Here is a 25,282-nt window from a genome sequence, read left to right on the forward strand (position 1 = left end):
CCCGGCAGACCCCGGTCGAGCGGCCGCCACCGGAGCCGGGAGCTGTACGTCGCCACGGCCGGCTGCACCGTTGCCGACGCGCTCGTGCACGTCAACCACGTTCTGGTGGAGGCGGTGCTCGACGGCCTCGTCACCCCCGGAGACCTGTTGACGGTTCGCCAGGTTCCGAGTCTGACCGGCACGTTCGACGCTCTGGACCGGGTGCGGGCCGTCGCCGACCCGCACGGTCCCGGTCGGCTGCGGGCCGTCGCGGGGCTGGGCCCCGCGGCCGACCGCGACCGGACCCCGGCCACATGATGCCGAAGCCCGACGCCGCGACGTCCTCGCCCCGTCCGGACCTGCGCATGGGCACCCTCGTGCGGGCCGAATGCTCGTAGTGGCCGCTTCGGTGCGGATCTAGACGTTGAAGCGGAATCTGTAGTGCAGGGCTCCCACCTGCGGAAACTTTCCCTCAGGTGATCGCATCCAGCACCCATCCAGCACCGTCGGGACTCATCCAGCACATCCAGCACGTCAAGCCGCGGAGACAAACTCGCCTGGGTCCTCGACCGCCGGACGCATGGCGCTCCGCATGACGTCTCGGCAACGACCCCACGCCTCGGGGACTAGGTGCCCGTAGATGTCCACTGTCGTCTTGATCGACTCATGGGGGACGACGGTCAGCCCTCTGCGGCGTTGAACTTCGCGATCTTCTCCGGCAGCTCGGTGAGCGAATCGATCCTCATCGCCGTGATCGCATCCGCATCCGGATCGCGCTGCTGAATCGTGCCCCAGGGCCCGCGGCGGATCAGCGCGGTAAGCAGTCCGACCTGCACCGCCGGACGGATGTGGTTGTCGAGCCGGTCACCGACGTACAGGATCTCGCCCGGCTCAGCCGGCGTCGCCTCGATGACCCGCTCGAAGAACACCACGTCCGGCTTCGACGCGCCCCAGTCGTCACTCGTCGCGATCAGGTCGGAGGGCAAATCGAGCCCGCGCAACAGTCCGCCGGCCCGCACCGTCTGATTGCCGGCGATACCGACCCACAAGCCGGCGTCCCGCAGAGCGCTGAGCATCGGCCGCACATCCGGGTACAGATCGTCCTCCCCGAACCACTCGGGCTTCCCCGCCGCGGCCCGCTTTTCCCGCTGCTCAGTCAGATCGAACCCGGGCCGGAACTCCTTGAACGTCTCGCGGTAGTCCCGCCCCTGCGCAATGACGGCCCCGAACATGGCCGCGAAGGTATGCCGAGGCACCCCAGCCAGTCCGCCCACGTCCGGTACTCCCGGGTCTCGTCCACCAGGCACTCACCGACATCGAACACCATGGCACGAATCATGGTCGGCAGGCTAGTCCGTTCCACCAGAGCTGGTGACAGGGCCTCGGCGCCGGCCCCTGCGTGGTTACGGCAGCGCCTAAGCACGGGTGCGCGTCTGGTCCGTCCGTGCGGCGGCAATCGTCTGCGCGAGTTCATCGACCCTGATGTTGAGCTGTGATGGGCTGAGCGAAAGATCGAGTACATGCCGGTGGATCGTGACAGCGCCGCCGTGTACCGGGATACGGATCGCAGTACCGTCCTCCTCGCCCCCTGACGATACGAGGTGCCCTTCGGCCAGGCCGAAGCGAGTGCAGTACGCCAGCATCTGGTAGAGATTGGCCGACTCGATTCCGTCCTGGTATTTCGCATCCACCACGATGGTCGGCAGCAGCTCGCCGTTCATAGGCAGTCGGTGCAGCAGGTCCGGATGCATGCGGTGCTTCTTGCGCTCGTCGAGATAGTGGGTCGCCTGCGCCTGAGCGCGACCGCCGAGGAGGCGCTCCAGTGCAGCGCCGAACGCATTGGCCACGAAGTCCTCGAAGACCTTCTCCATGTTCAGCAGGAGCCCGTCCACTGTGACCGGCCGGCCGTCGTCGTATTCGAACGAAGCGCCGCGCAGGATGATGTCGGCGAGGCGGAGAACAGGAACGTAGCGAGCGTTGAGCCTGTTCGGCGACCAGGCGGGGATACGCGCACCCGGTCGGGGTGCGGTCACGCCTTCCAGAAGGACGTCCAACTGGCGCAGCCTGGTGCGTAGATGCTCGGGTATGCCCGGAACGCGGGACAGACGGCGAGCCGCACCGAGCAGCAGCTGGTTCTCCGCGATGTCCGTGGTGTGTTCGTCGTACGCGATCTCCAGCGGGAGAGCGAGTCCTGGCCGACGGCGCAACTGGTCGGCGGCGCGCAGACGGCCGCGCAGCGTCATCGAGGTGTCTTCGCGATCGCGATAGCCGGAGAGCGCTCCTGCGTGCAGCGCCCGCTCGGCGGCACGCGTGAAAGTGTGGGCGATGGCGGGGAAGAGGTCGCGGTGCACGGCCGCGTCCACCGGTGCCGGCTGCCAGCGCAGGCGTTTCTCCTGGGCGTGCGCGAGTACGTGGAGCAGCCGGTCCACCGTGGTCTTCGGAGCGATCCGGAGCAGCAAGGCACCGTCGCCCGCGCCGAGTCCGACCGCGCCGACAGTCCGCTTAGCCTTCAGGTCCCATGTCGTACCGTCCCTGTGCCCCGGAGTTGGCTTGAGGCTGAGGATCTTGCCGACAGTCCTGGTGCTCAGCGTTCTGAACTGGGCTTCGGTCAGGTTCCATGTGGTCCAGTCGTCGCCCTCGGCAATGTCGATGGCGGGAGTCGGCCGATGCCTTGGGCCTGTACACACAGGTGCGCGGCGGCCCTGATGCGGAGGAGTAGGAGTACGGATGCTCTGCCGCAGCCCGTCACCGGGATCCGCGGCACGAGGGCCAGGCCGACTCCACGCCTGTGAGGCGCGCTGCCCGGGGATTGCCGGGCGGCTCCGCCCGGCCTGGGCCTCGGTCACGCGGGCTCTCCCCCGCCGGCTGGGGCGTTGCCGGTATGGGCCGCGGTCTCCGCGTGGTCGGCGCTGCCCGGCGGTGTCGTCCCGTCAGCGAACCTGGCCGGTGCCGGAACAGGCGAAACGGCGGGCAGATTCGTCTCCTGTCGCAGTGACTCCAACCCGTACTCGGCCTCCACGTCGACGTCCTCGCCCCAGTGGAGTTCGGTGAGCAGCGGCAGGATCTGGTGTTTCCAGATGCGCTCAAGTCCTCTGGGCTGGGTGTGTACAGCGGGGCGCAGGAAGTACGAAGGGCCGATGCGGAAGTCTCGGTCCTCTAGTGAAGCCTGCGCGATACGGGCGTTGAGGGCGTCGAGGAGCACAGCGGCGTCGGCAGGCAGCCGCTCGTCCTGTAGCCACTGTGCCAGGACCCCGTTTACGGGCGGCTTGCCGGGGTGGAGCTCCATGAAGGAGAAGCGTCGCCTCATGGCCGCGTCCATGAGGGCGATGGAGCGGTCGGTCGTGTTCATCGTGCCGATGATGACCAGGTTGGGCGGCAGTCGGAAGCGACGGCCCGCGTCAGAGCCGTAGAGTAGGTGGACGAACTCCTTGCGATACTCGAGCAGGAAGTACAACTCACCGAAGACCTTGGCGAGATGGGCCCGGTTGATTTCGTCGATCACCAGGACGAAGATCTCGCTCCTGGTCTCCTCGGCCTGCTCGGCGAGCTGCTTCAACGGACCCTGCACCAGGTCGAAGACGATGCCCGATCCGGCGTCCGACAGGTCCTTGCCGCCCGGGCCGCCGTACGGCGACCCGCCGTGGAGCCGTCCACCGTCCGGTTCCAATTTCGACTCCGGCTGGGCGAGGGGAACCGCGCGCGGCCGGAAGCCCTCGAAGAAGTCCTCGTAGGAATACGCGGAGTGGAACTGGACCAGACGGACGTTGGCTCGACGGCCTCCCGTGAGATGACGCGCCAGAGCGAGGGCTGTGAAGGTCTTGCCCGTACCGGGTGGCCCGTACAGGATCAGTTGCGGCCGGTCTCTCAGCAGTTCGACGCAGTCCTGAAGCCACTCGATGTCCGGCATCGTCACCTCCCTCGCCAACTCATCGGTGGCGTCCGGAAGTTCTGCGTCCGCGACCACTCCCGCGGGTGTCTGCTCCGGCTCCTCGTCGAGAAAGACCTCAAGGTCACTGGTGAACTCGGAGATCTCCAGGAGGCCGGCGTTCGGGTTGCCCAGCGGGCCGGTGAGCGCCTCCGGCAATTCCTCCATGGCCAGCGGACTGTCGGCGTTGACCCAGTCCACGGCGCGCTGCAACACCGGCCCGTCGCCCGTGACCGTCTCGGTCGCGGCTCCCTTGATCTCCCCCAGAAAGACCTGGTCGCCGTCTGTGGTGAGGACGATGTCGCCCTCGCGCATCTGGGACAGGAAAGCGTGAAAGCCCTGCGTGGTCTCGGTGCGCCGAGCAGAACTGAGGTGGGAGTAGTACGTCTCCACAAGCTCACGGATCGTCTCCGCGTCGACGCCGTCCTCAAGGAGCGGCAACCGGTCCGCCGCGAGCGTGCAGACGCCTTTGTCCCGCCACAGCGAGGTGATCAGGTTCACGCCGCGCGCATCGGTGCCCCGGATCAGCCAGGCCCTGCGGCGCGGCTGCATCAGTCGCGGAACAGCGCCGTCCTCTATCGCCCGCTCGCGCAGGACCATGTCGGAGAGCCTGCGGTCGATCCTGGCCCGTACGGCCCGACCTCCCGACGCCGCCGCGTCATAGACCTGGTTGTCCTCCAGGAGGGTGCGCCACTCATCCAACTCGCCTTCGGTCAGCCCCAGTACATCGGGCACCTCACCGTCGCCTCCGAGTGCGAGATACCACCCCGGCGGCCGTCCGCTCTGCAACCAGACCCGCAGCGGCGCCGCCGCCAGGCCGACCGACTCCGCGAGATCTTCGACCGACACCCATCTGCTGTCATCCGGCAGAGTTTCCAAGACCTCCGCCGCTCGGTTGAAGGCCGCCCGCTCGTCGCTCCAGTATCCGTATCTTTCGTACGCCTTCGCCAGCAAGGCCGCGCTGTCCTGGCCGTACTGCGAGTAAGCCTGGCGCCCCGGTCCGGTGAGCCGCCAGACGCGGCCGGACTTGCGCAGCCAACCCGCCTTGACCAGATTGATGCTCTCGTACTGAAGCCGTGTGCGCGCCGTGGTGGCGAGCTGCGGAAAGGCCTTCTCCCAGTCCGCCTTCAGCGTGGGATCGTCTTCAAGGACCCGGGCCCACACTTGACGGAACGGCAGCCCATGCCCGGACGCCAACCGGTGGAGCACGCCCATCGCCGCATGCACCGCACGCGCGTTGAGCTCCAAGACGGTGGTCATACGGCATCCCCCTTGCCCTTGACCGTCCGCTACCGCCGGACGGCCGAACCGATCATCTCCCGACCTCCCAACATAGCCGCCGTCACCGACAATCCCGCACCGGCTCCTCGCAGTTGAACTTCCCGTTCCGGGCGGTCATGGCACTCAGCCCGGCTCGGCGGGTACCCGGCACCTCACCTGTTTTCCGATCGCGGACCTGCGCACCTGCCACCCCGGCGCGAGCAGATCGTCCATGCCGAGTCCGCGCCCTCTCTCCGCGACGGCGCTGTCCAGCGGAGCATCGCGACGCCTCGGGAGGGCGCCGGGGTCCGGGTCGTGCACGTTCACGGCGATGCCGTACGTCGTCACGTACACCTCCACGTCCAGCGGGATGTAATCCCCGCAGGCCCGGACCGCGTTGCCGACCAACTCGGACAGCACGAGTTGCAGCAGCGTTGTCTCCCCCTCGTATGCCGATTACATCTCGCTCGAAACCGACGCCGACAGCATCCGCGAGTTCACCCCTCTTCTCATCCCCGGACTGCTGCAGACCGCCGCATACGCGCGGGAGATCATCTCGGCCAATGCCATCACCCGCGCCCCCGAGGAGGTCGCGGCGCTGGCGGAAGTACGTCAGGCTCGCCAGGCCGTCCTCACGCGTACCGAGGGTCCGCTGAAGTTCTGGGCGGTCTTTCATGAGGCCGCGCTCCACCAGCGCTTCGCTCTACGGCCGACCACCATGCGTGAGCAACTGCGCCGGCTGCTCGACGTCGCCGAGATGCCTCACGTCACGCTTCAGGTAATGCCTATGGCCGCCACCCCCCCGCCCCGGCAACATCGGGGGCTTCAGCTTGGTCAGCTTCCCGTCGCCCATGCCTGACGTAGTGCTACTGGAGAGTCTGATCGGCTCGTCCTAAGTTGAGGGCGTCGGCGACGTTCGAACCTTCGCCGACGCCTTCGAACGCATCGTGGCAGCTACGCTTCCCACGGACGACTCGCTGGCGATGATCGCGGACATCGAGGAGAAGCACCGCAAGTGAGCAGCGGCAGCAAGTCGGACCTGTACACGTTCGACCTGACCGCCGTGCAGTGGCGCAAAGCCTCAGTGAGCGGAGGCGAAGGGACCTGCGTCGAGGTCGCCGAACTCTCTTACGGTGCAAGGACCGTCCGGGATTCCAAGAACCCCGGACGCGAACCCCTGCGCTTCACCGCCTCCGAATGGGCCGCCTTCCGAGCAGGAATCATCGCCGGCGAGCTATGACCGGCGCGTACCCGTACCGAGATCCGCAAGCCCAAACAGGCCGCCGTCGTCGGTCTCGCGCCGCGTGTCCACATCGGGCCGACTCGGCGAAGGGCCTCCGGGCCGAGTGAGCGGGCTCGTGCCTGGATCATGACGTGAACCCTCCCCCGGCGGCGGGGTCAGCTTCGGGTGTACGTAGCGTGTTCCCTGCTCCGCAGCCACGGCCATCTCCCGGTAGATCGTCAGGATTTCGCCCTTCGTGCGCGCGAACAGCTCCGGCTTCCGATTACGGAAGGCCCGAAAGGAATCCAGGACGAAGGCGGCCTCGTCCTCGGTCAGGCCGTAGAGGTGGAAGTACGCGGCGTCGAGTTCCGCGCGCATGAGGAAGCGGCGCTCCTCGTCCCAGACGAAGGGGGCACCTTCGTCGTCAAGATAGCGGGCGAAATCCGCCAAGTCGTGTGAGCTGTACGTGAGTTCAAGGACTCGAGGGCGGATCCAGTCCGCGAGGACGGCGGTGTCGAGCCAGGCTGTGGACCGACCATAGACGTCAGGGTCCAGGATTGGCAGTTGCTCCAAGTATGCGTAAGTCAGATGAGCACCGGAAATTTTCTGCCTAGCAGTGAAGTCAAGGGCGAACGCCGAGAGGTTCGCCAGCAGCCCGGGAAGCGGGAGGTCCTGCCTGACAGGAAGCATCACGGGTGCCGTGTGCCCCACCGCCGACCTCGGCGCCACCGAGGCGATCACCGTCCGCTCATCCGATGCACGGCACACATCCCGCCACTCCATCAGCCAGCCGTAAGGCCACTCCGTCTCCGGCCTGAGAGGGTGCTCAGCCGCGAGCCGGCCATCCACCTCGTCCTCATGCACCCAGTAGCGAGGCAAAGGCACTGCGTACGGATCCTCGTGCGCATGCAGGTCCAGTCGCGGAAGAGTGCCCTTGTTGATCTGCGCCTGGGTCGCATCCTCGTACGTGGCGAAGCGGGCGTCGTAGTGGTGGATGAACTTGCCCTCGTACAGCGGTAGAGCGCGTTCGCCACCCTTGACGAACACCTTGCCCTTGCGTGTCCAGCCTTCCGAGACCAGCGTCTCCTCCAGCAGGAAGCGTTTCGAATCACTGGCCATGTCAAACATACGCAAGAACCGCAATCCCCAGGGATTCCGTTCCCCTCCAAGACCCTTGTTCAGCCACAACACCCCGATCCGCTCCTGGATCCCCCGCAGCACCCGCAAGTGCTCAGGGCTCTCACACACCGGCGAGGTCCGCGTATTGGGATTGATGGCCTTGAACCCTGCCGCGTCCAGCTCGAAGGTCCGCCCGTCGAGCTGGTCCGGCCTGCGCGCGCGGAACGCGAGCCGTGCCCACTCGTGCCGCCTGCCAGGCCCGGAGACGGTGAACAGGCAGAAGCTGTACCTGTTGGTGACGTCAGCGAACAGCTTCTCTTCGTTCTCCATGTCCAGAACTGATACCAACTGCTGCCGTTCCACCAGATCCCCGAAGAACCGGGCCGTCGTCAGATCGGTCGCGATTCCGGTCGGAACCACGAGACCTGACTGCCCCTTGGGGGCCAGGAGATTGCGGGCCCGCTCGGTGAACACCGCGTAAGTGTTCACGTCGCCGTGGCCCGTCAAGGGGAAGATGCCCGAGCTGCGCAGCATCAGCGTCGTACCGGCCGCCTCACGCAGCGCCACCTGGAACTGCGTGTAGTGCTCGCGGTCCACGGCGTCCTCGCTGTCGCGCAGGGCCGTGATCAACTGCTTACGTTCGTGGGCGTTGAGCGCGTCAGTGACCGTCTCGTCCCGGGAGGCGAACCACTCCTTCTCCTGGATCTTGACGCGTTCCCAAGGCGGATTGCCGAGGACGCAGTCGAAGCCGCCCTGCCAGCCGGTGTCGGGGTTGTGGTCCGATGCCTCGTCGTCCTCCACGCGGAACACACGCGGAAACTCCAGGTGCCAGTGGAAGAACTGGTTGCGGGACGCGATGCTCCGCAGTGTCTCCTCGCCCTCGGCGTCCAGATCGCGTCCTTCCGCGATCTGGGAGAGCACCGTGCTGGTGATGGCTGCGGGAGCGCCCGAGTGCTTGGGCCAAAGGAAGGCCGCACACCAGGCGTCGGCGACCCGCTGGTGGTGGCGGCGCTCTGCGGACTCGCGGATGAATTTTCGGTACCGGCGCGCCTGTTCGCGTACGTCTGCCAGGTGTTCGTTCGACTGCGGTCGCTCCGACAGCTTGGCGAGCTGCTCGGCTTCCTCGCGCAGCTTGGCCGTGCCGACGCGCAGTGGGTTCGCCCCGAGGGCGGTCTGCGTTCCCTGACCAGCCGCGCGTTCCTTCTTGTTGGCTGCCTTCAGCTGGGCCAGGATCTTGCCGTCGTCGCCGGTCAGCTTCTTGTAGGCGCCGTCGGGGAGACCCTGCGCGATGAGCTTGGGAGTGGTGCCGAGCAGCGCGTTGCCGACCTTCACCCGGTCGTCGAGGAAGGCGAGCGGGCGGCCCGGTTCAAGGGATTCGAGCCAGAGGGAGACCTTGGCGATCTCGACCGCCATGGGGTTGATGTCCACACCGTGCACACAGTGCCGTACGACATCGGCGAGTGCGGCTCGTACGCGCTCGGGCGCGGGTTCGGCATCACCTGTGTCGAGCTGGGCGTGGCGGTGCGCGATACGGCGGGCGGCGGCGACCAAGACGTGGCCCGATCCGCAAGCGGGATCGACAAACCGCAAGGAGAGCAGGCGCTGTGGACCATCCGCCGCGTACTCGTCTATGACCGGGTCCAGTGCCTCGTCCAGCAGCTTCTCGATCACGGATACGGGCGTGTAGTAGGCGCCGGTGGTCTTGCGTTTGTTGCCGGCGAGGGTCTGTACCCAGAACCGCTCGGGCTGGGCACTGCGCCGGGGGCGAAGCTCCAGGAGGGACTCGTAGACACTGCCGAGTTCGTCGGCGCCCAGGTGCCGGTAGTCCACGCGCTGCCAGCGGCGCTGCTTGTCCTGGACGCGGCACAGCAGACGTACCGCTTCCAGCATAGCCGCGTTGGCGAGCTTGGCCGCGCGCAGAGGCTCCGTATCACCAGGTCGATCGGCGGCACCAGCGACACCGGCGTTGTTGCCGCCTTCGTCTTCGCCACTGTTCTCACCATGGCCGTCACCGCTGTCACGGAAGTACAGGCCACCGAGAGCGGGCAAGGCCAACGCAGGTGCGCCGCCGTCGGCACCGAGGGCGTTCAGGACCCGGCACAACGCGGGCCACAGGTCGGCGTTACGGTCCCCGGGACGACGGAAGGCGATACGGCGTAGACGACGCGTGGAGAAGTAGTCCATGTACCGCTTGCGGGCGTCGCGCTCCTCCTCGGTGTCCCCGGAGTTCAGCAGAATGCCCCGGTCCTCGGCCACGAACAGGAAGATCAACTGGTATACGAGCCGCAGGAGTTCGTGGTGGAACTCCTCCAGGGCCTCCTGGCCGCCGCGCGCGATGCGGTCGGCCAGGTCCCTGTTCGCCTCCAGGAACCCGGTACCCAGGACGCCGAGCGCTTCGGCCACCTGGTCGCGCAAGTGGTCGCGGGCGCGCAGGCCGGTCTCGACCGAGTGCATCCGCAGCCACTCGAGGCGGCAGTCCGCGGGAGTGAGAGCGAGGCCTTCGACGTCGCCGTCCGCGGCCCCGAACACGGATTGGCGAGGGCCCCCCGCCTTCAGTTCATCGTCCTCCTCCGGCGCGCCAGCCTCGTCGGCTCCCTCCGGCTCTTCGGAGTCCTCGTCGTCGGAGTCGGCCTCTTCGACACCGACGCCCGCCTCCGCCGGGTCCCCGCCGCTCCCGCTCTTGCCGCGCCGCCGCTTGCGCGTCTTGGCGACGAGTTCGAACCGGGAGGAGTGCAGCAAGGAGTAGAGCAGGACGAAGTCGGCGTACTGGTCGTTGTCGAAGATCGCTTCGAGGTCGAACTCCACATACGCCGCGCCGACGAGCGCTGTGGAGTCCCTCAGGACGCGCAGGACCTGTCCGTTGGAGAGGATGCCCCACAAGTGGCCGGGTGAGACGTTGAGGAGTTCCTGCAGGACGGACTGGGGGGCTCGCCGATTGCCCACTTTGCGGTCCAGGGTGGTGCCCCAGGCCAGGAGGTGCACAGGCACATGTTCCTGCCAGCGGTGGCTGGCCCGCAGCCGCTCGCCGCCTCCCGCGCGTTCGACCGTGACGCCATCGCTGTGAAGTGGGCCGTACCCAAGTTCCGTGAACAGCCGCAGCAGCCACGCCCGCCGGGTGAGAGTCGTAGCGGGGCGGTCCGTGCCAAGGCGTGCGAGGTCCTCACGGAAGACCTGGTATGCGCCGGTGAGCGCGCTCCAGGCGCGGCCTGCCGCATCACCGATGCGCTCGCCTCGGAAGAGGCCGTAGTCGGCCGGTGCGCATCCCGGTAGTTCGCGGTCGCCGGCCGCGAGCCTCGCGAGCAGGTCGGCGGTGAAAAGCCGTCCCTCGACCCGTACGGCGGAGGCGGACCCGGCCGTCGGCGCGGCCAGGGATGGGGAGTCGATCGGAAGGGTGGTCAACGGCGGACTCCGGCGGGGACGAATACGTAGACGCCGAGCTCGTCGGGGGGCCCGGCGGGGGTCACGGTGATCTGGCGGGCCGCGGCGGCGCCCAGAGCGCGGCCACGCTCACCCGCCGCCTCGCGTACGCGTACGTGGGCCTCTGTCAGCTGCTGAGCCAGCTGATCGCCGTACTCCCGCAGGTGATCACGAACCTCGGGCAGGCGCAGCTCGCCGAGCGCCCGGCTGATGCTGGACACCCGCTGCTCCCGGATGACGCTTCCCGCGGGTTCGGCGTCGAGGAGCGTGGCGACCTCCGTGTCGGTGAGCCATTCAAGACCGCCCTCGTCGTCGGGGCGCCAGCCGACGATCCGGGCGTCCTCGGCCACCATCTCCTTAGCCAACGGGTCCTTGTTGCGTCGCCGGCTGTTCTTCACCGGCATACTCAGCCTCAGTCGATACCGAGTGAGCAGCAGCACCGTGTAGATGTCGACGGAACCGGTGCGGATCACGCCGAGGCGGCGGGCCGGCTGTTCATGATGTGGGACCGCCGGATCGATGGAGGAGTCCAGAACGTATCGGGCGAGGGCTCGGACCGCAGGGTCAGTGCGTACCAACGCGTGTTCGTTCGGTGGTACGGGAAGATCCCTGTGGAAGGCCAGATCGCGAGGGCCAGTCCCTGAAGTCACTGCCCTCTTGGGGGATTTGGTCCTGCGGCTGCTCTTCACGGCAGTGCGGCGCGCAGTCCTGCCCGTAGAAGCGGCGGCCGCGGCCTGATCCTCGGACTCGTACACGCCGAGGGCGTGCCTCAGCCCTGCCGGCAGCGGGGTGGTCTGGGCGGTGAATCCCTGTGCATCCGGCAGGCTGCGCAGAGGGGCACGGAGTGCCGCGAGCGTCTCCCGGGTGAACTCCGCAATGTCGCCGGGGACTCCGAGGATCTGGCGCAGCTCGGTCAGCTCGTCCTCCACTTCCTGCGGGCGCATACCGGAGTGGGAGAACTTCGTCGGCACCTTCGACTCGCGTTCGGCGGCGCTCTCCCACACTCGGTGGAGTTCGTCGCGAGCCGCGCCGATCTGGTCGTCCGCGCCGAAGTCGAAGGCGATTTGCCCGGAACCGGCGGCTTCTGGCCGACCGCGTAGCAGGAGGCTGTTCGTCAGCGCTTCCAGGACCCGTTCGCCGGCCTGGGGAACGGGCAGGGCCACACCTGTCTGCTGGGCGATGTCCCGGTGCTTGCGGATGAGGACATCAAGGACGAGACCGTCGATGCCGGTGTCGGTCTCGTACAGGGTGACGGCCATGACGCGCTCGGCTCGCTGGCCGAAGCGGTCGACCCGGCCTTCGCGCTGTTCGTGCCGGGTCGGGTTCCACGACAGGTCGTAGTGGAGGACCGCACTGAAGCGCTCCTGAAGGTTGACTCCCTCTGAGAGGCAGTCGGTGGCCACGAGTACCTGCCGGCCCGGGCGGGCCGCCAGCTGCGCGATGCGTTCCTCGCGGGCTTCGGGGGGCAGGTCTCCTGTGATCGCCTCGGTGTGAGCACGGGAGCCGAGTGCCTTCCTGAGGTGTTCGGCCACGTAGGTCGCGGTGGGGATGTACCGGCAGAAGACGATGGGGTCGTGGCCGTCGGCGATCAAGGCCTTGACCTCGCCGATCAGCAGACGCAGCTTGGCGTCGTACTCCGGTGCGGCGAGTTCGGCTGCGCGGCGGGCGAACTCTCGCAGCTTGGGATCCCGTACGCGTGGCCGACCGCTCTTGGCGCGGGTCTGTGGCGGCTCAACTGTGGTCCCATCCGCCTGCTCCCCCGCGGCCGTCTCATCGTCGCGTACACCATCAAGCTCATCGCGAGGAGCTTCCTGCTGCTCGTCGGGGACGAGGAGCGTGCCGGGCACCGAGTCGAGCCCTTCCGCGGCTTCGGCGTCCGTACCTTCCAGCACGGTGACGCGGGCGATGGTGTCGGCTTCCTGGGGTGTACGCGCCGCGACCACCGCGGAGCGGGTGGTCAGTGTCGCCTGCCCCGCCGCCGGTGAGGACAGGACGCACCGCAGCAGCGCGAGCACAGACCACCAGCTCATCCGCTGACGCAACTCACCGTCGGGGCGGCGCACTTGCTCTCGCGCGTACGCGATCACGTCGCTGACGAACTCCGCATACGCGCTGTCGAGCCTGTACGGAACCTCGCGCAGCATGCGATCGGCGGGAAACGGGGTGTCCTCATTGAGGAAGTGCCGAATGTCGCGGCGGCGGCGCTGCACGAGGTGCCGGGCAATGCGGTCGCGGTGCGCGGGTACGGTCGGGTCCAGTTGAGCAAGCCCGGGGTCGAGCAGCCCGGTCAGCTTGGCGAAGGCATCACGGTCACCACTGTGCGGCGTCGCGGTGATCAGGATGAGGTGGCGCTCCGGCTTGGCGGCGAGCTCCTCCAGGAGGTCGTAGCGCTGCTGGCGGCCGGCGCCGGCGCCGATGCAGGTGTGGGCCTCGTCGACGATGAGCAGGTCGGGGCAGGTGCGCAGGAAGGCGTCGCGGCGATCCTGCTGTTTGATGAAGTCGGTCGAGACGACGGTGTACGGATAGCGGTCGAAGATCGTCTGGTCGTTCTCCACGAGCGAGCGATCCAGTTTCCCCGCTGTGGACGGCAGTACCAGCTCGGCGTCGAGGCTGAACTTTGCCCGCAGCTCTCGCTGCCACTGCTCGGCCAGTGCCGGAGAGCACAGCACAGCGAGGTTGGTCGCGGAACCCTGTTCGATGAGTTCCTTCGCGATGAGAGCGGCTTCGACGGTCTTTCCGATGCCCACGTCGTCGCCGATGAGCAGCCGCACAGTGTCCATGCGCAGCGCCGCCATGAGCGGCACCAGCTGATACTGGCGCGGCTGGACCGCGATGCCGGACAGACAGCGGAACGGCCCGGCACCGTTGGACGCAGAGATCCGCAAGGCGCTGCGCAGCAGCGAGGCCGAGGCGAAGTCGCCGATCTCCTCGCTGTCGACGGGCCTTCTGCGACCCGACGCGTCCGTCTCGTACGTCAGCTCGGGCGCCGCGAAGCGCGGATCAGAGGTCTCCTCGGGGAACAGCAAGGTGTCGAACTCGCTGTCCCCGTCGAGGGAACGGGCCAGAACGAACTGCGAGGTGCTGCCGGGCAGCACGACCCAGTCCCGGTCCCTCGCGTGAACCAGCGCGCCGGGGACGTGCATGGCGGCGCTCATCGTGGCACCTGGTCCGGGCCGAAGACACTGGGGTACGCGCGCACCGTGCTGTGCCACTCCTCTTCGCTGTCGTCGCTCATCTCGATCACAAGCCAGCCGCGATTCTCCAGCCAGGCTCTGGCGCGGGTGTCCCGCGACTCATCCGGTGTTCCGTGACCGGGCAGATCGAGGAAGATCGCGACATCCGCGTCGCTCAGACGGTAGACGAAGTCCGGCGTCGCCCGCGAAGTGCCCAGGTCCGCGCCCGCCTGATCAGGCAGCCGGTAACCGTGGCTTTCCAGCCACTCCACGAAACCGCCTCGTCCAGTCTGCGGGGTCCTGGCCAGCAGGTGGGAGACCTGCTCGGCCGGGCTGACCGCCTGGGGCCTTTCCTTGACCGCCTCGCACCCGGCCAGCCGGATCAGGATCTCAACCGCCGTCTGCCGCCGGATTGCCGGGTGGAAAGGCTGATTGTGATAGGTGAGCAGACAGTCGTAGCACCCGAACTCGCATTTCTCACGGGCGCCTCTCGCGTGCCCGCGGTCGCGCCATTCACCGTCCACCTGCTCGTAATGGATGATCTCCAGCGCCTTGGCCGCGACCTTGGCCATCGTCGCCGGGTCGTCGTGCAGCAGCCGCAGCACACCGGCTCCGCCCTCCGCGCCCTCGACGAACAGCATGCGGGCCCGCTGCTCCGGGTCGGGCAAGTCCTCGCTCCGCAGTTCGGCGTCCTCCAGCTGGAAGTGGGCCTCGATACCGCGCTCCAGCGCGTAGCGCACGGTGACCGCCGCGTACGAATCGACCGGCTCGGCGAGCCGCAGCACCACGATGTTCTTGCTGTCGTCCACATACGGCACGACCCGCTCCGTGCGCTTGCTGCGCTGGAAGGCGGCCAGTTCCCCCTCCTCGGCCGAGATCTCCGCGCGCTCGGCCGCCTTGGTGTCGGTCAGCCACTGCCCGTTGTCGGGGTTGAGGTAGAACCCCTCCGAACCCGGTGCCCGCCGCCCTCTGCGGCCAAGGTTGATGACATACACGGCCGCGTCTCCGTAGGCCATGTCGGCGATCTCCCCGCGCCGCGGTCCAACGCCCAGAGGTTCGCCTGCCGGATAGAACCGTGCGGAGAGGTTGCCATGATGGAACCGGTAGGCCGTCTTGAGGTCGAACGGCTCCCTCAGCCGCTCCTCTTCATCGGACGAGATGCGCCGCCGGGGCTCGGCGTACACGGTGGTGAGCTGCATGAGCTGCCGAAGCACCCGCACCAGACGCGCTCGGCAGTGCGCACAGTCGTCACGCTTCTCTTTGCTGTCGTGCCAATAGCCGCACTCGCCGCACACCCTCGCGTCCACTGTGGCGATACGCCCGGGCGCATCGCCCACGGGCACCTGCACACTGGACACGGTGTGGCGGCGGCCCTCGTGGTAGATCAGGGCGCCGGGACCGAATTCGCCGATGGCGATGTAGCGCGGGCGCTGAATGTACGCACCGCGCTTCTGGCCGAAGCGGCTCTCGCCCTGCTCACCCGGCACATACGCCGCAACCGGCAGCCGGGGGAACGAGTACCCGGGGAGGAAGCCCTCAGAGGCGAAGTAGCGGTACGTGTAGAAGTCCGAACGCACACCGTCCTTGTCGTCGGAGTCATTGCGCAACAGGTCCAGCTGCTGCTCGGCCTGGACGCGGCGGGCCCGGGCCTGACGGCGGTCCCGGGCCGACAGCGAGGAGTCGTTGGCCAGCCGGTCCTGCTCGTCGCGTTCGTCATAGGCGTTGCGGTAGAGACGCCGCCACCGGTCGCAGGCCCTGCCGAACGCGAAGAGGGCACCGCGCATCTGGTCCTCGATCCAACCGTCGTACCACCACGACGTGTTCGCGAGATCCCCGCGCAGCGGGGCCAGGATGTCGGCGCAACGGGCGACGGCGTTGCGTCGGTGGGCTTCGCCTTCCAGAGTCTCCCTCAGCTCCGTCACCAACGGCAGCGCCAATTCGGAGCCGGGCCTATGCGACCGTACGTCGATATCGAGCACTTCGGTCATCCGGCTGCCCAGGGACGCGCCCGTCTCCGCCAGCCACACCGCGTGGACATGACTGCGCAGCAGGTCCTCGTTGGTCAGATCGATGCGCGGAGGCGCCACGCTTCCCGACACCATGAGCTCAGGCCGACGGAAGTAGTACTGGTCGTGGGCACTGCCCGTGGAACAGTACGTGGTGACCAGGGCCGGGTCCCCGGAGCGGCCCGCCCGGCCGGAGCGCTGCGCGTAATTGGCAGGGGTCGGCGGGACGTTGCGCAACGCGACCGCGTTCAGCTCGGCGATGTCGACGCCGAGTTCCATCGTGGGTGAGCAGAACAGCAACGGCAGATCACCGTCGCGGAATCCCTGTTCGCGGGTCAGCCTCAGCTCTGTCTCGACCTGCGCGGTGTGCTCGCGGGCCTCCATCTCGGCCAGCTCGGCCGCGGCGTCGCGATACAGGTCGCGGAAGAAGATGTTCACCCTCCCACCGGCCTCCGCGTCGAACGTCTTGCGCACGGGATCCGACTCCGCCGTCTCGCCGTCACCGGGCAGCCAGATCAGAGCGGACACCTTGAGCTGGTAACCGCGACCACTCTCCGCGTCCTCATCCGCCTCGTGCAACAGACCGGCCGTGCACAGCACTCTGAGCAGATCACGTATGACGGCTTCGGCATCAGCCTCGGAGAGTCGGCCACCGCCGACCTGAGGCACCGCGTCGAACGCGCCCGGCCGGCGCAGATAGCGACCGTAGCCCCCGCGGGCACCGAAGTGGACGGTCTCCGTCGCAGACGTCCGCTTCGGCCGCGGGCCCGCGTACGCGACGCGGAAACGAACTGTGGGGTCCGCCTCGGGCACCGCCCACATCCCGACGAGACGCTCCTTGCTCTGCGCGATCAGGCGTGTATGTCCCGCCTCCGTCAACAACGTCTCATTGACCGCGAGGGCTCGCCGCAGCTCGTCGAGCAGCGTGCGCGCGATCTCCTCGCGGTGAGCGGGAACGTCGTTCTCGAGTGCCCAGTGCGTGCCCCGCCACAGCTCGGTGTCCGCTGCGATCTCGGTCAGCGAGGTGTAATCGAAGCGCAGCAAACCTGTCTGGGAAAGGTTCGGCATCGTCAGCCGCCAGCCACGCTCCAGGTCCGCGTAGACGCGGTAGGACAGCGCAGACCTGAGCGCCGCTCGGGTCTCATCCAGCGGGAGGTACTTGACCCGGGGGTTGCGGGCGTACGCCGAGAGCGGCAGATCCAGGGCATCGAAGACGGCCTCGGGCAGCGTGTGGTGACGCAGCCCGGTCGGCCCAGCCTTGTCCAGCGCCCGGTAAAGCGCGCCACGGATCTGGGTGACCTGCACGAAATCGTTGAAATGCCCTGCCTGCAGACTCGCGTCCTGCCGGTTGTCGACGAAGGCCAGCAACTTGCGGGCCGGCTTGTCGAGTTCGGGCTGAGCCCGCAGCGAACGGACAATGCTCGCCGCAACCTGGGACACGGCGGAGCTGCGGCCCTCTGCGGAGAACGTGGCGAGCTTCGAGAAGTCCCTGAGCCGCACCTGCTCGTAGCCGACCCGGCATCGCGGGCAGAAGCGGAACGGCGCGCCGATCCACCAGGCGCGCAAGCCTGACCCTGAGGCACAACGCCGACCGTCGGGGGAAATCCAGACCTCCGACGGCAGATCATCACGACGTGCCTTGACCACAGCCCGTTGTCCGTTGGCGTCGGTCTCCACCCAACTCGCCGGCAGCCGGTCGAGAACCTCCTGGAAGGAGCCCGGCCAAGGGAGCTCCTCGTCCACGTACAGGTATCCGTCCCCCGACTCCGCAGGAGCCTCGGGATCTCTACGGGCGAAATAGCGCTCCTGGCGGTCGTCATAGGTGACCGCCGGATAGTCATGCCCGCACTCGCGGCAGAAGTGCAGCGGCACCAAAGGCCAGTCAGGGTTTCCCGGCACCCTCAACTGGTACTGACTGGTGAGATGCCGATGGGTCGCGGCAGGCTGAAGGCTGCTGTAGACCGTGTCGCCCTTCGACAGGAACTGATGCAGCCGGAACGCGAACAGCGGCCGCCCCGTGTCCGGGTCCTTGGCGACGGCACCGGCCTTGAGCATGGCCATGATGGCTGCGGCGCAGTCCGTCTCAGAAAGCGAATCGTCACCGCACGCCGCCCGAAGAGCCGCTGCCGCCGTCGGCATCTGTACCGGACGCCGCCTACGCAGGCGCGGCGCCCGCTCACTGTCCGAGCACGGCTCAAGTTCAAGTCCGAAGTAGTCCTCGACCCAGACCGCGAGTGGATCTCTACTGAGTTCCTGGTACGCGTCGGGGAGGGCGCCCTGGCTGCCCGCGGCTCGACGCACCGCAGCCACGAGCGCCGCCTTGTGCTCTTCGGGCGTCAGTCTTCTTCCCGGGTCGGTGGCCCGCTGGAGCGTTTCACCGATGACCTCGTCTTTCCCCACCGGAGTACCGAAAAGACGGGTGGCTACCTCAGCAACCGTCTTCTGGGCCTCGGCGAAGGTATCCGTCGTCGCCATGGTCGCGGAGGTGCCGATGCACCGCAGCGCCGGCGCTGCGCATGCCTCCCGCAGCCGCCGCACCAGGATGCCCACGTCGGCGCCCTGCCGCCCGCGGTAGGTGTGCAGCTCGTCCAGCACCAGGAACCTGAGGCCCTTCGCGGCCTCGATGAGTTCGGCGCGCTCCTTGGGACGGGTGAGCAGGTACTCCAACATCATGTAGTTGGTCAACAGTATGTCCGGCTTGCGCCGCAGCACGGAGTCTTTGGTCGTACGGTCCTCCTGCCCGGTGTAACGGGCGAAGGTGACCTTTCGGTCCTCGTCCGCCACTCCGTCGACCAGATAGCGCTGAAGCTCCTGTTCCTGGCTGTTCACCAGAGCGTTCATCGGATACACGATGATCGCCGAAATACCGTCGGGGTTAGGCTCCCTGAGTACCTCATTCACGATCGGCAGGAGGTAGGCGAGACTCTTGCCGGAACCGGTACCTGTGGTCAGGACGTACGAACTCTTCGACGGCCCCGCGGCCACCTCAAGCGCCTGCTTTTGGTGGTAATGCAAGGTGAGAGTGACGTCGCTGCCACCATCATCGAGACCCGTCTGAGGCGTACGCCTCCTGTGCCGGAAGTACTTCGCGCACAGCGGGTCGAGGACCGGCGGGTTGCCGTCTTGGGGCTCTGTGAGCTCAGCGACCGTACCCCCGCGGCGGAACATGGGATTCAAAGAGATCCACGGGTCCGGCCAACGCGACTTCCGCTCACGCTCATGCCGCAGGTGCTCCTGGATCGCAGGATCTCGTACCTGAACCAGAGACCGCGTGAACTCGTCGTAGTCCCTAATCAGCCGCTCGTGCGCCCCGAACACGTCCACCGTGTCACAGCCCCTCGTCACACACCGCTCGGTTCCTGCATCCGCGCCCGCCTGGGCACAGTCCCCACCTGGTCAACTCTGCCACCCTACCGACAGGAAGAACGTCAAAGATGCAGACCGGCGCCAAGTCGGACAGGGCGGACGAGATCCGAGGACGCAAGACCGGCAGTGGGGGCGGATGCACCATCGGCCCACGCCGGCCGCGACGGGGCCGATCCCCCAGGGCGCGACGGCCCGAAACGCTCGACCCACGCGGGCAAGCACGCCGCAACGGCAGCCCCTGCGAACTGGCTCGCCGTTCAGCCCCATCCAGCAACCCACACGGAACGGCCGCGCCCACCTCTCGGGACGCGGGCCGCCCGACCTGCAAGCTTGCTAGTAACAGAAACCGATGCTATTCAGCCCGCTACACATTGAACCTGAATCTTCAACACGGCGCTCCCACCTGCGGATACTTTTCCTCAGGTGATCGCATCCAGCACCCATCCAGCGCCGTCGGGACTCATCCAGCACAACCAGCACGTCAAGCCGCGGAGACAGACTCACCCGACTCCTCTACCGCCGGACGCATGGCACTCTGCATGACGTCTCGGCAACGACCCCACGCCTCGGGGACTAGGTGCCCGTAGATGTCCACTGTCGTCTTGATCGACTTATGACCAAGCCAGCGCGAGACCTCGCGGATCGGCACGCCGTTCGCCAACGCGGTCGAGGCGAAGAAGTGCCGCAGACTGCCGGGCGTGTACTTGGCCTTGCCGTCCATGTCGACCACGCCTGCCGCTACGCACGCCTTCTTGAAGTGGTAGCCGAAGGTGGAGGCGGTGGGCATCACACCCTTGCCACGCTGGCGCGGGGCGAAGAAGACCTCCAGCCGCCGACGTCTACCGCGTAGACCCGTGAAGGCCACGGGCACTGCTCCCACCGCGACAAGTGGCCGTCGATCTCCTGCTCGACGAACGGAGCAGCCGGGACGTCCCGGTACTCGCCCTCCGTTCGGTGCTTGAGCGGCACAATGATCGTGTGGCAGTCACCGCGGTGCACTTTGGCGCTAACCTGCCAGCGGACCCTGACGAAGCCGGATCGTCGGCACTCGGTGGAGAAGGCAAGGGCCTCGCTGGGGCGCTGGCCGGTGCCCGACTGCAGATAGACCGCGAGCCGGTACTGCGGGGCGATGTGCTCCGCGATCAGATCAACCTCGCCCAGCGTGGGAATCTCGTCCTCGTCCACCGCGCACGGGGCTGCCCGGGATACCCGGACGCCGCGGGCGGGGTTGCGCGGGATGCGTTTCTCAACGACGGCCACCTCTAGCATCGCGGCCACCATCACCAACCGATCGTTGATCGTGGAGGCCGCCAACCCGGCGCCGGATGAGTGCAGCTGCTTGGCGAACTCCTCGAAATCGCGCCGTGCCAGCCCGGCCAGCATCTTCCGTCCCAGCCGCGGCACGAGATGGTTCTGGATGAACCCTTCGTAGTTGCGGCGCGTCGATTCACCGATGACCCGGCGCTCCAGCCACTCCTGAGCCCAGACGTGCAATGACACCCGTCCAGGTGCAGGATCGAAGTGAACATCGGCCTTCTTGTCGTTCTCGACCTTGTCGGCGAAAGCGTCCGCACCATCCGAGCCCACTCGCCGGGGAAACGACCTCTCCCGCTGCCGTCCTCGCCTACCGCCCGGCTCCCGGTAACGCACCGTCCACCCGTGCCGACACTGCTGACGGTCGCAGGGGAAGTTCCGGTCCCGGACGTCCCTCTTGCACCTCTGAAAAACGCTCGCCACCCAAGCCCCGATCCGACGCCTAGCCCGTGCTCGAAACCGTGCACTGGCGCCCAGGACCCAGCAAGGCATTCACCGCCAATCCGCTCTTTCCAGCGAATATGGCCCCGACCTCGCGCGCAGCCCTGGGCCCACCGAGCCCCCTCACCGCACGCCCTCGCGCCCCAAGGCTCTCTGGCGATGAACAGCACATCGACACCAGAGGCCATACCGCACTATGGTTGATGTATGGCTACTAAGAAGGTGACTATCACCCTCGACGAATCCCTGGTCGAAGCTCTGGCTGGGGCTGCCGAGGAAGAAGGCATCCCATTTTCCCGCCTCGTCGCTGGAGCAGCCGAACGTGAGCTCCGCCTGCGGGCCGGCCGCGCGGTCATTCAGGAGTGGCAGGCCGAGCACGGCGCCTTCACCCCAGAGGAGCTTGCCGCCGCCCGCGCGGATCTGGCCGCCGCCGACGCCGAATACCTCAGCAATCCGGGAGCCTCGGCCGCGTGAACATCCCCTACTTGTACGACGCCGGAGTCCTCATCGCCATCGACAACGACGACCGGCGCATGTGGGCCCGACACAGCCTGGCCCTCGACGACGGCCGGGACATCCACGTCCCGTCCGTCGTCGTCAGCCAGGCATGGCGGGACTCCCGGCGCCAGGTCAGACTCGGCAGGTTCCTCGCCGGCTGCCACGTCGTACCCGTCGGCCTCGAAACCGCCAAGACCGCAGGCATCCTCTGCGGCAAGGCTGGCACCTCCGACATCGTCGACGCCACCGTCGTGACCATTGCGGCCAGCCTCGGCGCCATCATCTGGACCTCGGACCCGAACGACATCCGCACCCTCATCGACGCCCAGGACATCAAACCCGCCCCTGTCATCCGCACCGTCTAACCACAGCTGGTCCCCGGCGACCAGCCTCTCCGGGGCCCAATACCGCAGGGACGGAGATAGGCACGGATACCTGATCGCACGCAGGAGCGGACGGGCAGCGTCAGGACCTCCCGACAGAGGCGCCCATGTACTGGGCAACATTCCTGTCGAAGTCGATCGGGATCTTGACGGACTGATGGCACAGCCATCGCAAGCAGGTGAACTCGTCCGGTGATCCCGCTCGGAGCTACATTATTTTCCTCCGGCGTGGGCTGCCCCGTTTTCCACGTCGTCAACGTGAACGACAATATCCGCAATAGAAAGCGATTGCATCAATGCCTTAGTGGGCACCTGAATACCGCTTCCCATACGCATGGTCAGGCAGGGGAAAGATCCCGCTCTCACCATTTTATACGCAGCAGATTTGGCGATTCCCAGCGCTTCGGCAGCAGCCGGAAGGGCAACGAATTTGGGGTATAAGTCGGAGGTGTAGTAGTAGTAACTACCGCCCGCAACCCAAGTGCGGGCCAGCATCGCTTCTGTCACGAGGGCGCCTTGAAGGCCCCGGCGACGACCTGCCCGGAGATCCTCATGATAGCCATTGACTACTTCACTTAGGCCGTACATCTGCCATAACGCCCCAGTCCGCTCTCCCCTAATTTGCTCGATGACGGCGGGATCTCTCGGATTAGCGTCGTGGACAATCGAAGACGCCTTCAGCACGGAATCCACGACAGCTTCTTCGAAGATCAACAGATCTTCTACATCACCTGTCGAACTGTCACACTCATGGACATTCGCACGCCGGTAAGCGGCATTGATGGCCGCTTTGACCATCAATGTCGGAACCTCTCGAGGGGGAACACCCTTCGCTGTCTCCTCCCAAACATCGAGGGCGGCTTCGAACATGTCCGACCGAACATCCCTTAAATCGCAATGAAAATCTCGAGAGATCGACCACGAGCGCGTGCGGAGGAAATGGGTGAGGCAGTCCACAACGATCATCCGCCACTTATTGTCGCCGCGCGCGTCAGACATACGCCCCATGGCGACCATCGATTCCCATAGCTGAGACGGTTTCCGTGCCGCTCGTGCAGCTAAAGCTCGGGAGCGGAACTTTGCATAGTCCGGGTGCCGTTTGATCTGACATTCGCGCGCATCGTCCACGTGGACACAGACCGGTCCTTCACCACAAACATCACGGACATACGCTGCTACGCAGCCGAAGACATCAGGCGCCATCTGTCCTCCGAGTTTTCATCTCCAAGGTTCAGCAGGGTATGACATACCGAGATACCGTTCGACCAGAGAACAAATAAATGCTAGACCTGCTCACCATTGACACTAACGAGTGACGATTGCAGCAGGAATTGACAAAATTCATTTTAGGTTGAACGGAACTTCGTAGCTCACTACAGCCGTAGGGCCGAGGAGCGCGCATCGGGAAAGCCTACGAGGTTAGTGCAACTGTCCTGCATCCGGGACGGCTGCGCATTCGACGCCCTGGACCGCTCCCAGGCCTGGCGAAGGGATGTGGCAAGGATCAGCCTGACCACACTCCTTCGCCACAAAGAATGCGACCGACAGCACAGAGGGCGCCAGATCGTAGCCAGCCGTGATCGGCGCAAGCTCGCAGAGAGGTCACGCCAGCCCGTCAGTTTGCAGTGCAACCCTGGAGATCCAGCACGGTATGGAATCCCAGAGGTGACAACAGGTGCCAGTAGGTAGCCACGAGACACACCCCCAAGCCAACGCTTGAAGCTTCGCCCCATTCAAGCTCTTTCGGATCATCGAAAAAGGGGTCCGCCCTAAAGGCGAGCCCCTTCCGACCTGCACTTTCCCGAGATCACAGAAAGAGCTTGAAAGTTCAATCAAACATTGAAGCGGAACTCCACCACATCCCCGTCCTGCATCACATAGTCCTTGCCCTCCATGCGCGCCTTGCCCGCGCTGCGCGCGTCCGCGACCGAGCCCGTCTCGACCAGGTCGTCGAAGGAGATGACCTCGGCCTTGATGAAGCCCTTCTGGAAGTCGGTGTGGATGACGCCGGCTGCCTCGGGGGCCGTGGCGCCCTTCTTGATGGTCCAGGCCCGGGACTCCTTGGGGCCGGCCGTCAGGTAGGTCTGGAGGCCGAGGGTGTTGAAGCCGACGCGGGCCAGCGTGGCGAGGCCGGGCTCCTCGGCGCCCACCGACTCCAGGAGCTCCATGGCGTCCTCCTCGTCGAGCTCGGCGAGGTCCGCTTCCAGCTTGGCGTTGAGGAAGATTGCCTCGGCGGGGGCGACCAGGGCGCTCTGGGCGGCCTTGAAGGCGTCGTCGGTCAGCTCGTCCTCGTCGACGTTGAAGACGTAGAGGAAGGGCTTGGTGGTGAGGAGGTGCAGGTCGTGCAGGAGCTCCTCGTTGCCGGAGCCCTGGACGATGCCCTGGGAGAAGAGCGTGTCGCCCTTCTCCAGGATGTCCTTCGCCGCCTCGACCGCCGCCACCTTGGGCGCGACGTCCTTCTTGATGCGCGACTCCTTCTGGAGGCGCGGCAGGACCTTCTCGATGGTCTGGAGGTCGGCGAGGATCAGCTCGGTGTTGATCGTCTCGATGTCGTCCTTGGGCGAGACCTTGCCGTCGACGTGCACGACGTTCTCGTCCTGGAAGGCACGGATGACCTGGCAGATCGCGTCGGACTCGCGGATGTTCGCCAAGAACTTGTTGCCCAGGCCCTCGCCCTCGCTCGCGCCGCGCACGATGCCGGCGATGTCGACGAAGTCGACCGTGGCCGGGAGGACCTTCTGCGAGGAGAAGATCTCGGCCAGCTTGGTGAGCCGGGCGTCGGGGACGCCGACCACGCCGACGTTCGGCTCGATCGTGGCGAACGGGTAGTTGGCCGCGAGCACGTCGTTCTTGGTCAGGGCGTTGAACAGGGTCGACTTGCCGACATTGGGCAGACCGACGATTCCGATCGTGAGCGACACGTTGCGACTTCCCGTACAAGAGATGAGGTGGGGGCGGTCCACCAGTCTACGGGCTCTGCGCCACCCGACCGGGCTGCGTATCGAACGCTTGCCCAAGGTCGGCCAAAGGGCGTGTCCCGGCCGCCATTGCGCACATAAGCCCACCTATGTTGGGCCTGTGGAGCAACCCAGGACGCGTCCCCCGCAATCCCGCCCCCGCCGCACGGCCCCGTTGCCGCCGCAGGCGCAGGGCGGGCGGGCCGGCAGCGGCGCCGCCGC

At 66.7% G+C, this 25,282-nt stretch carries 15 protein-coding genes and 1 pseudogene; 5 read left to right on the forward strand and 11 right to left on the reverse strand.

Going from position 1 to position 25,282, the window contains the following annotated elements; genetic code table 11:
* A partial coding sequence (locus tag G3I40_RS46355; RefSeq protein WP_239091445.1) for a DUF6182 family protein occupies nt 1-297 on the forward strand: 297 nt, incomplete at its 5' end.
* Nucleotides 298-659: 362 nt separating this feature from the next.
* On the opposite strand, the pseudogene G3I40_RS01080 reads toward G3I40_RS46355, so the two are convergent.
* The 4 genes and pseudogenes from G3I40_RS01080 to G3I40_RS01095 form a co-directional block, all read right to left on the reverse strand.
* A pseudogene (locus G3I40_RS01080) lies at nt 660-1,318 on the reverse strand (HAD family hydrolase).
* 76 nt (nt 1,319-1,394) lie between these two features.
* On the reverse strand, nt 1,395-2,825 hold the full coding sequence (locus tag G3I40_RS01085; RefSeq protein ID WP_164300239.1) for a restriction endonuclease: 1,431 nt from the start codon (nt 2,823-2,825) through the stop codon (nt 1,395-1,397).
* Nucleotides 2,822-5,164 (reverse strand): AAA family ATPase, encoded by a 2,343-nt coding sequence (locus G3I40_RS01090; RefSeq protein WP_164300240.1) that lies wholly within the window; start codon nt 5,162-5,164, stop codon nt 2,822-2,824. The genes G3I40_RS01085 and G3I40_RS01090 overlap by 4 nt, the downstream gene beginning before the upstream one ends.
* Before the next feature lie 144 nt (nt 5,165-5,308).
* Nucleotides 5,309-5,584, reverse strand: a complete 276-nt coding sequence (locus G3I40_RS01095) for an ATP-binding protein (RefSeq protein WP_203643168.1) — start codon at nt 5,582-5,584, stop codon at nt 5,309-5,311.
* On the opposite strand from G3I40_RS01095, the gene G3I40_RS01100 reads away from it, so the two are divergent.
* Together G3I40_RS01100 and G3I40_RS01105 are read left to right on the forward strand one after the other, a co-directional pair.
* On the forward strand, nt 5,562-6,023 hold the full coding sequence (locus tag G3I40_RS01100; protein ID WP_164300241.1) for a DUF5753 domain-containing protein: 462 nt from the start codon (nt 5,562-5,564) through the stop codon (nt 6,021-6,023). The two genes, G3I40_RS01095 and G3I40_RS01100, sit on opposite strands and share 23 nt — an antisense overlap.
* Nucleotides 6,024-6,179: 156 nt before the next feature.
* Nucleotides 6,180-6,404: a DUF397 domain-containing protein gene (locus G3I40_RS01105; protein ID WP_164300242.1), complete on the forward strand. Its 225-nt coding sequence runs from the start codon at nt 6,180-6,182 to the stop codon at nt 6,402-6,404.
* Here the strand turns inward: G3I40_RS01105 and G3I40_RS01110 are convergent.
* The 5 genes from G3I40_RS01110 to G3I40_RS46810 form a co-directional block, all read right to left on the reverse strand.
* Nucleotides 6,399-10,310, reverse strand: coding sequence for a DNA methyltransferase (locus tag G3I40_RS01110; protein WP_164300243.1), 3,912 nt, complete (start codon nt 10,308-10,310; stop codon nt 6,399-6,401). The genes G3I40_RS01105 and G3I40_RS01110 overlap by 6 nt on opposite strands.
* A gap of 590 nt (nt 10,311-10,900) precedes the next feature.
* Nucleotides 10,901-14,077, reverse strand: a complete 3,177-nt coding sequence (locus G3I40_RS01115; RefSeq protein WP_239091446.1) for a helicase-related protein — start codon at nt 14,075-14,077, stop codon at nt 10,901-10,903.
* Nucleotides 14,074-19,425: a DEAD/DEAH box helicase gene (locus G3I40_RS01120; RefSeq protein ID WP_164300244.1), complete on the reverse strand. Its 5,352-nt coding sequence runs from the start codon at nt 19,423-19,425 to the stop codon at nt 14,074-14,076. Before G3I40_RS01120 ends, G3I40_RS01115 begins: the two co-directional genes overlap by 4 nt.
* 523 nt (nt 19,426-19,948) lie before the next feature.
* On the reverse strand, nt 19,949-20,254 hold the full coding sequence (locus G3I40_RS46805) for a tyrosine-type recombinase/integrase (protein ID WP_164300245.1): 306 nt from the start codon (nt 20,252-20,254) through the stop codon (nt 19,949-19,951).
* Nucleotides 20,254-21,054, reverse strand: coding sequence for a hypothetical protein (locus G3I40_RS46810; RefSeq protein WP_164300246.1), 801 nt, complete (start codon nt 21,052-21,054; stop codon nt 20,254-20,256). Before G3I40_RS46810 ends, G3I40_RS46805 begins: the two co-directional genes overlap by 1 nt.
* Nucleotides 21,055-21,429: 375 nt before the next feature.
* Between G3I40_RS46810 and G3I40_RS01135 the strand changes: the two genes are divergently transcribed.
* The gene (locus G3I40_RS01135) at nt 21,430-21,696 is read left to right on the forward strand and encodes a hypothetical protein (RefSeq protein ID WP_164300247.1); all 267 of its coding nucleotides are present in this window, start codon (nt 21,430-21,432) and stop codon (nt 21,694-21,696) included.
* Nucleotides 21,693-22,085, forward strand: coding sequence for a PIN domain-containing protein (locus G3I40_RS01140; protein WP_164300248.1), 393 nt, complete (start codon nt 21,693-21,695; stop codon nt 22,083-22,085). The genes G3I40_RS01135 and G3I40_RS01140 overlap by 4 nt, the downstream gene beginning before the upstream one ends.
* A 231-nt stretch (nt 22,086-22,316) precedes the next feature.
* On the opposite strand, the gene G3I40_RS01145 is transcribed toward G3I40_RS01140, so the two are convergent.
* On the reverse strand, nt 22,317-23,306 hold the full coding sequence (locus tag G3I40_RS01145; protein ID WP_164300249.1) for a hypothetical protein: 990 nt from the start codon (nt 23,304-23,306) through the stop codon (nt 22,317-22,319).
* Between the two features lie 629 nt (nt 23,307-23,935).
* Complete coding sequence (gene ychF / locus G3I40_RS01150) at nt 23,936-25,024, reverse strand: redox-regulated ATPase YchF (protein WP_164300250.1); 1,089 nt, start codon at nt 25,022-25,024, stop codon at nt 23,936-23,938.
* Nucleotides 25,025-25,282 lie beyond the last annotated feature (258 nt).

The sequence above is a fragment of the Streptomyces sp. SID14478 genome (genome assembly GCF_010548525.1).
In the GTDB taxonomy this organism is placed as follows: Bacteria; Actinomycetota; Actinomycetes; order Streptomycetales; family Streptomycetaceae; genus Streptomyces.

Bases quoted from the DNA above. Each gene is read 5' to 3' on its own strand.
- G3I40_RS01090 (WP_164300240.1), bottom strand. From the start codon at position 5,164: ATGACCACCGTCTTGGAGCTCAACGCGCGTGCGGTGCATGCGGCGATG.
- G3I40_RS01115 (WP_239091446.1), bottom strand. From the start codon at position 14,077: ATGAGCGCCGCCATGCACGTCCCCGGCGCGCTGGTTCACGCGAGGGAC.
- G3I40_RS46805 (WP_164300245.1), bottom strand. From the start codon at position 20,254: ATGCCCACCGCCTCCACCTTCGGCTACCACTTCAAGAAGGCGTGCGTA.
- G3I40_RS01135 (WP_164300247.1), top strand. From the start codon at position 21,430: ATGGCTACTAAGAAGGTGACTATCACCCTCGACGAATCCCTGGTCGAA.
- G3I40_RS01145 (WP_164300249.1), bottom strand. From the start codon at position 23,306: ATGGCGCCTGATGTCTTCGGCTGCGTAGCAGCGTATGTCCGTGATGTT.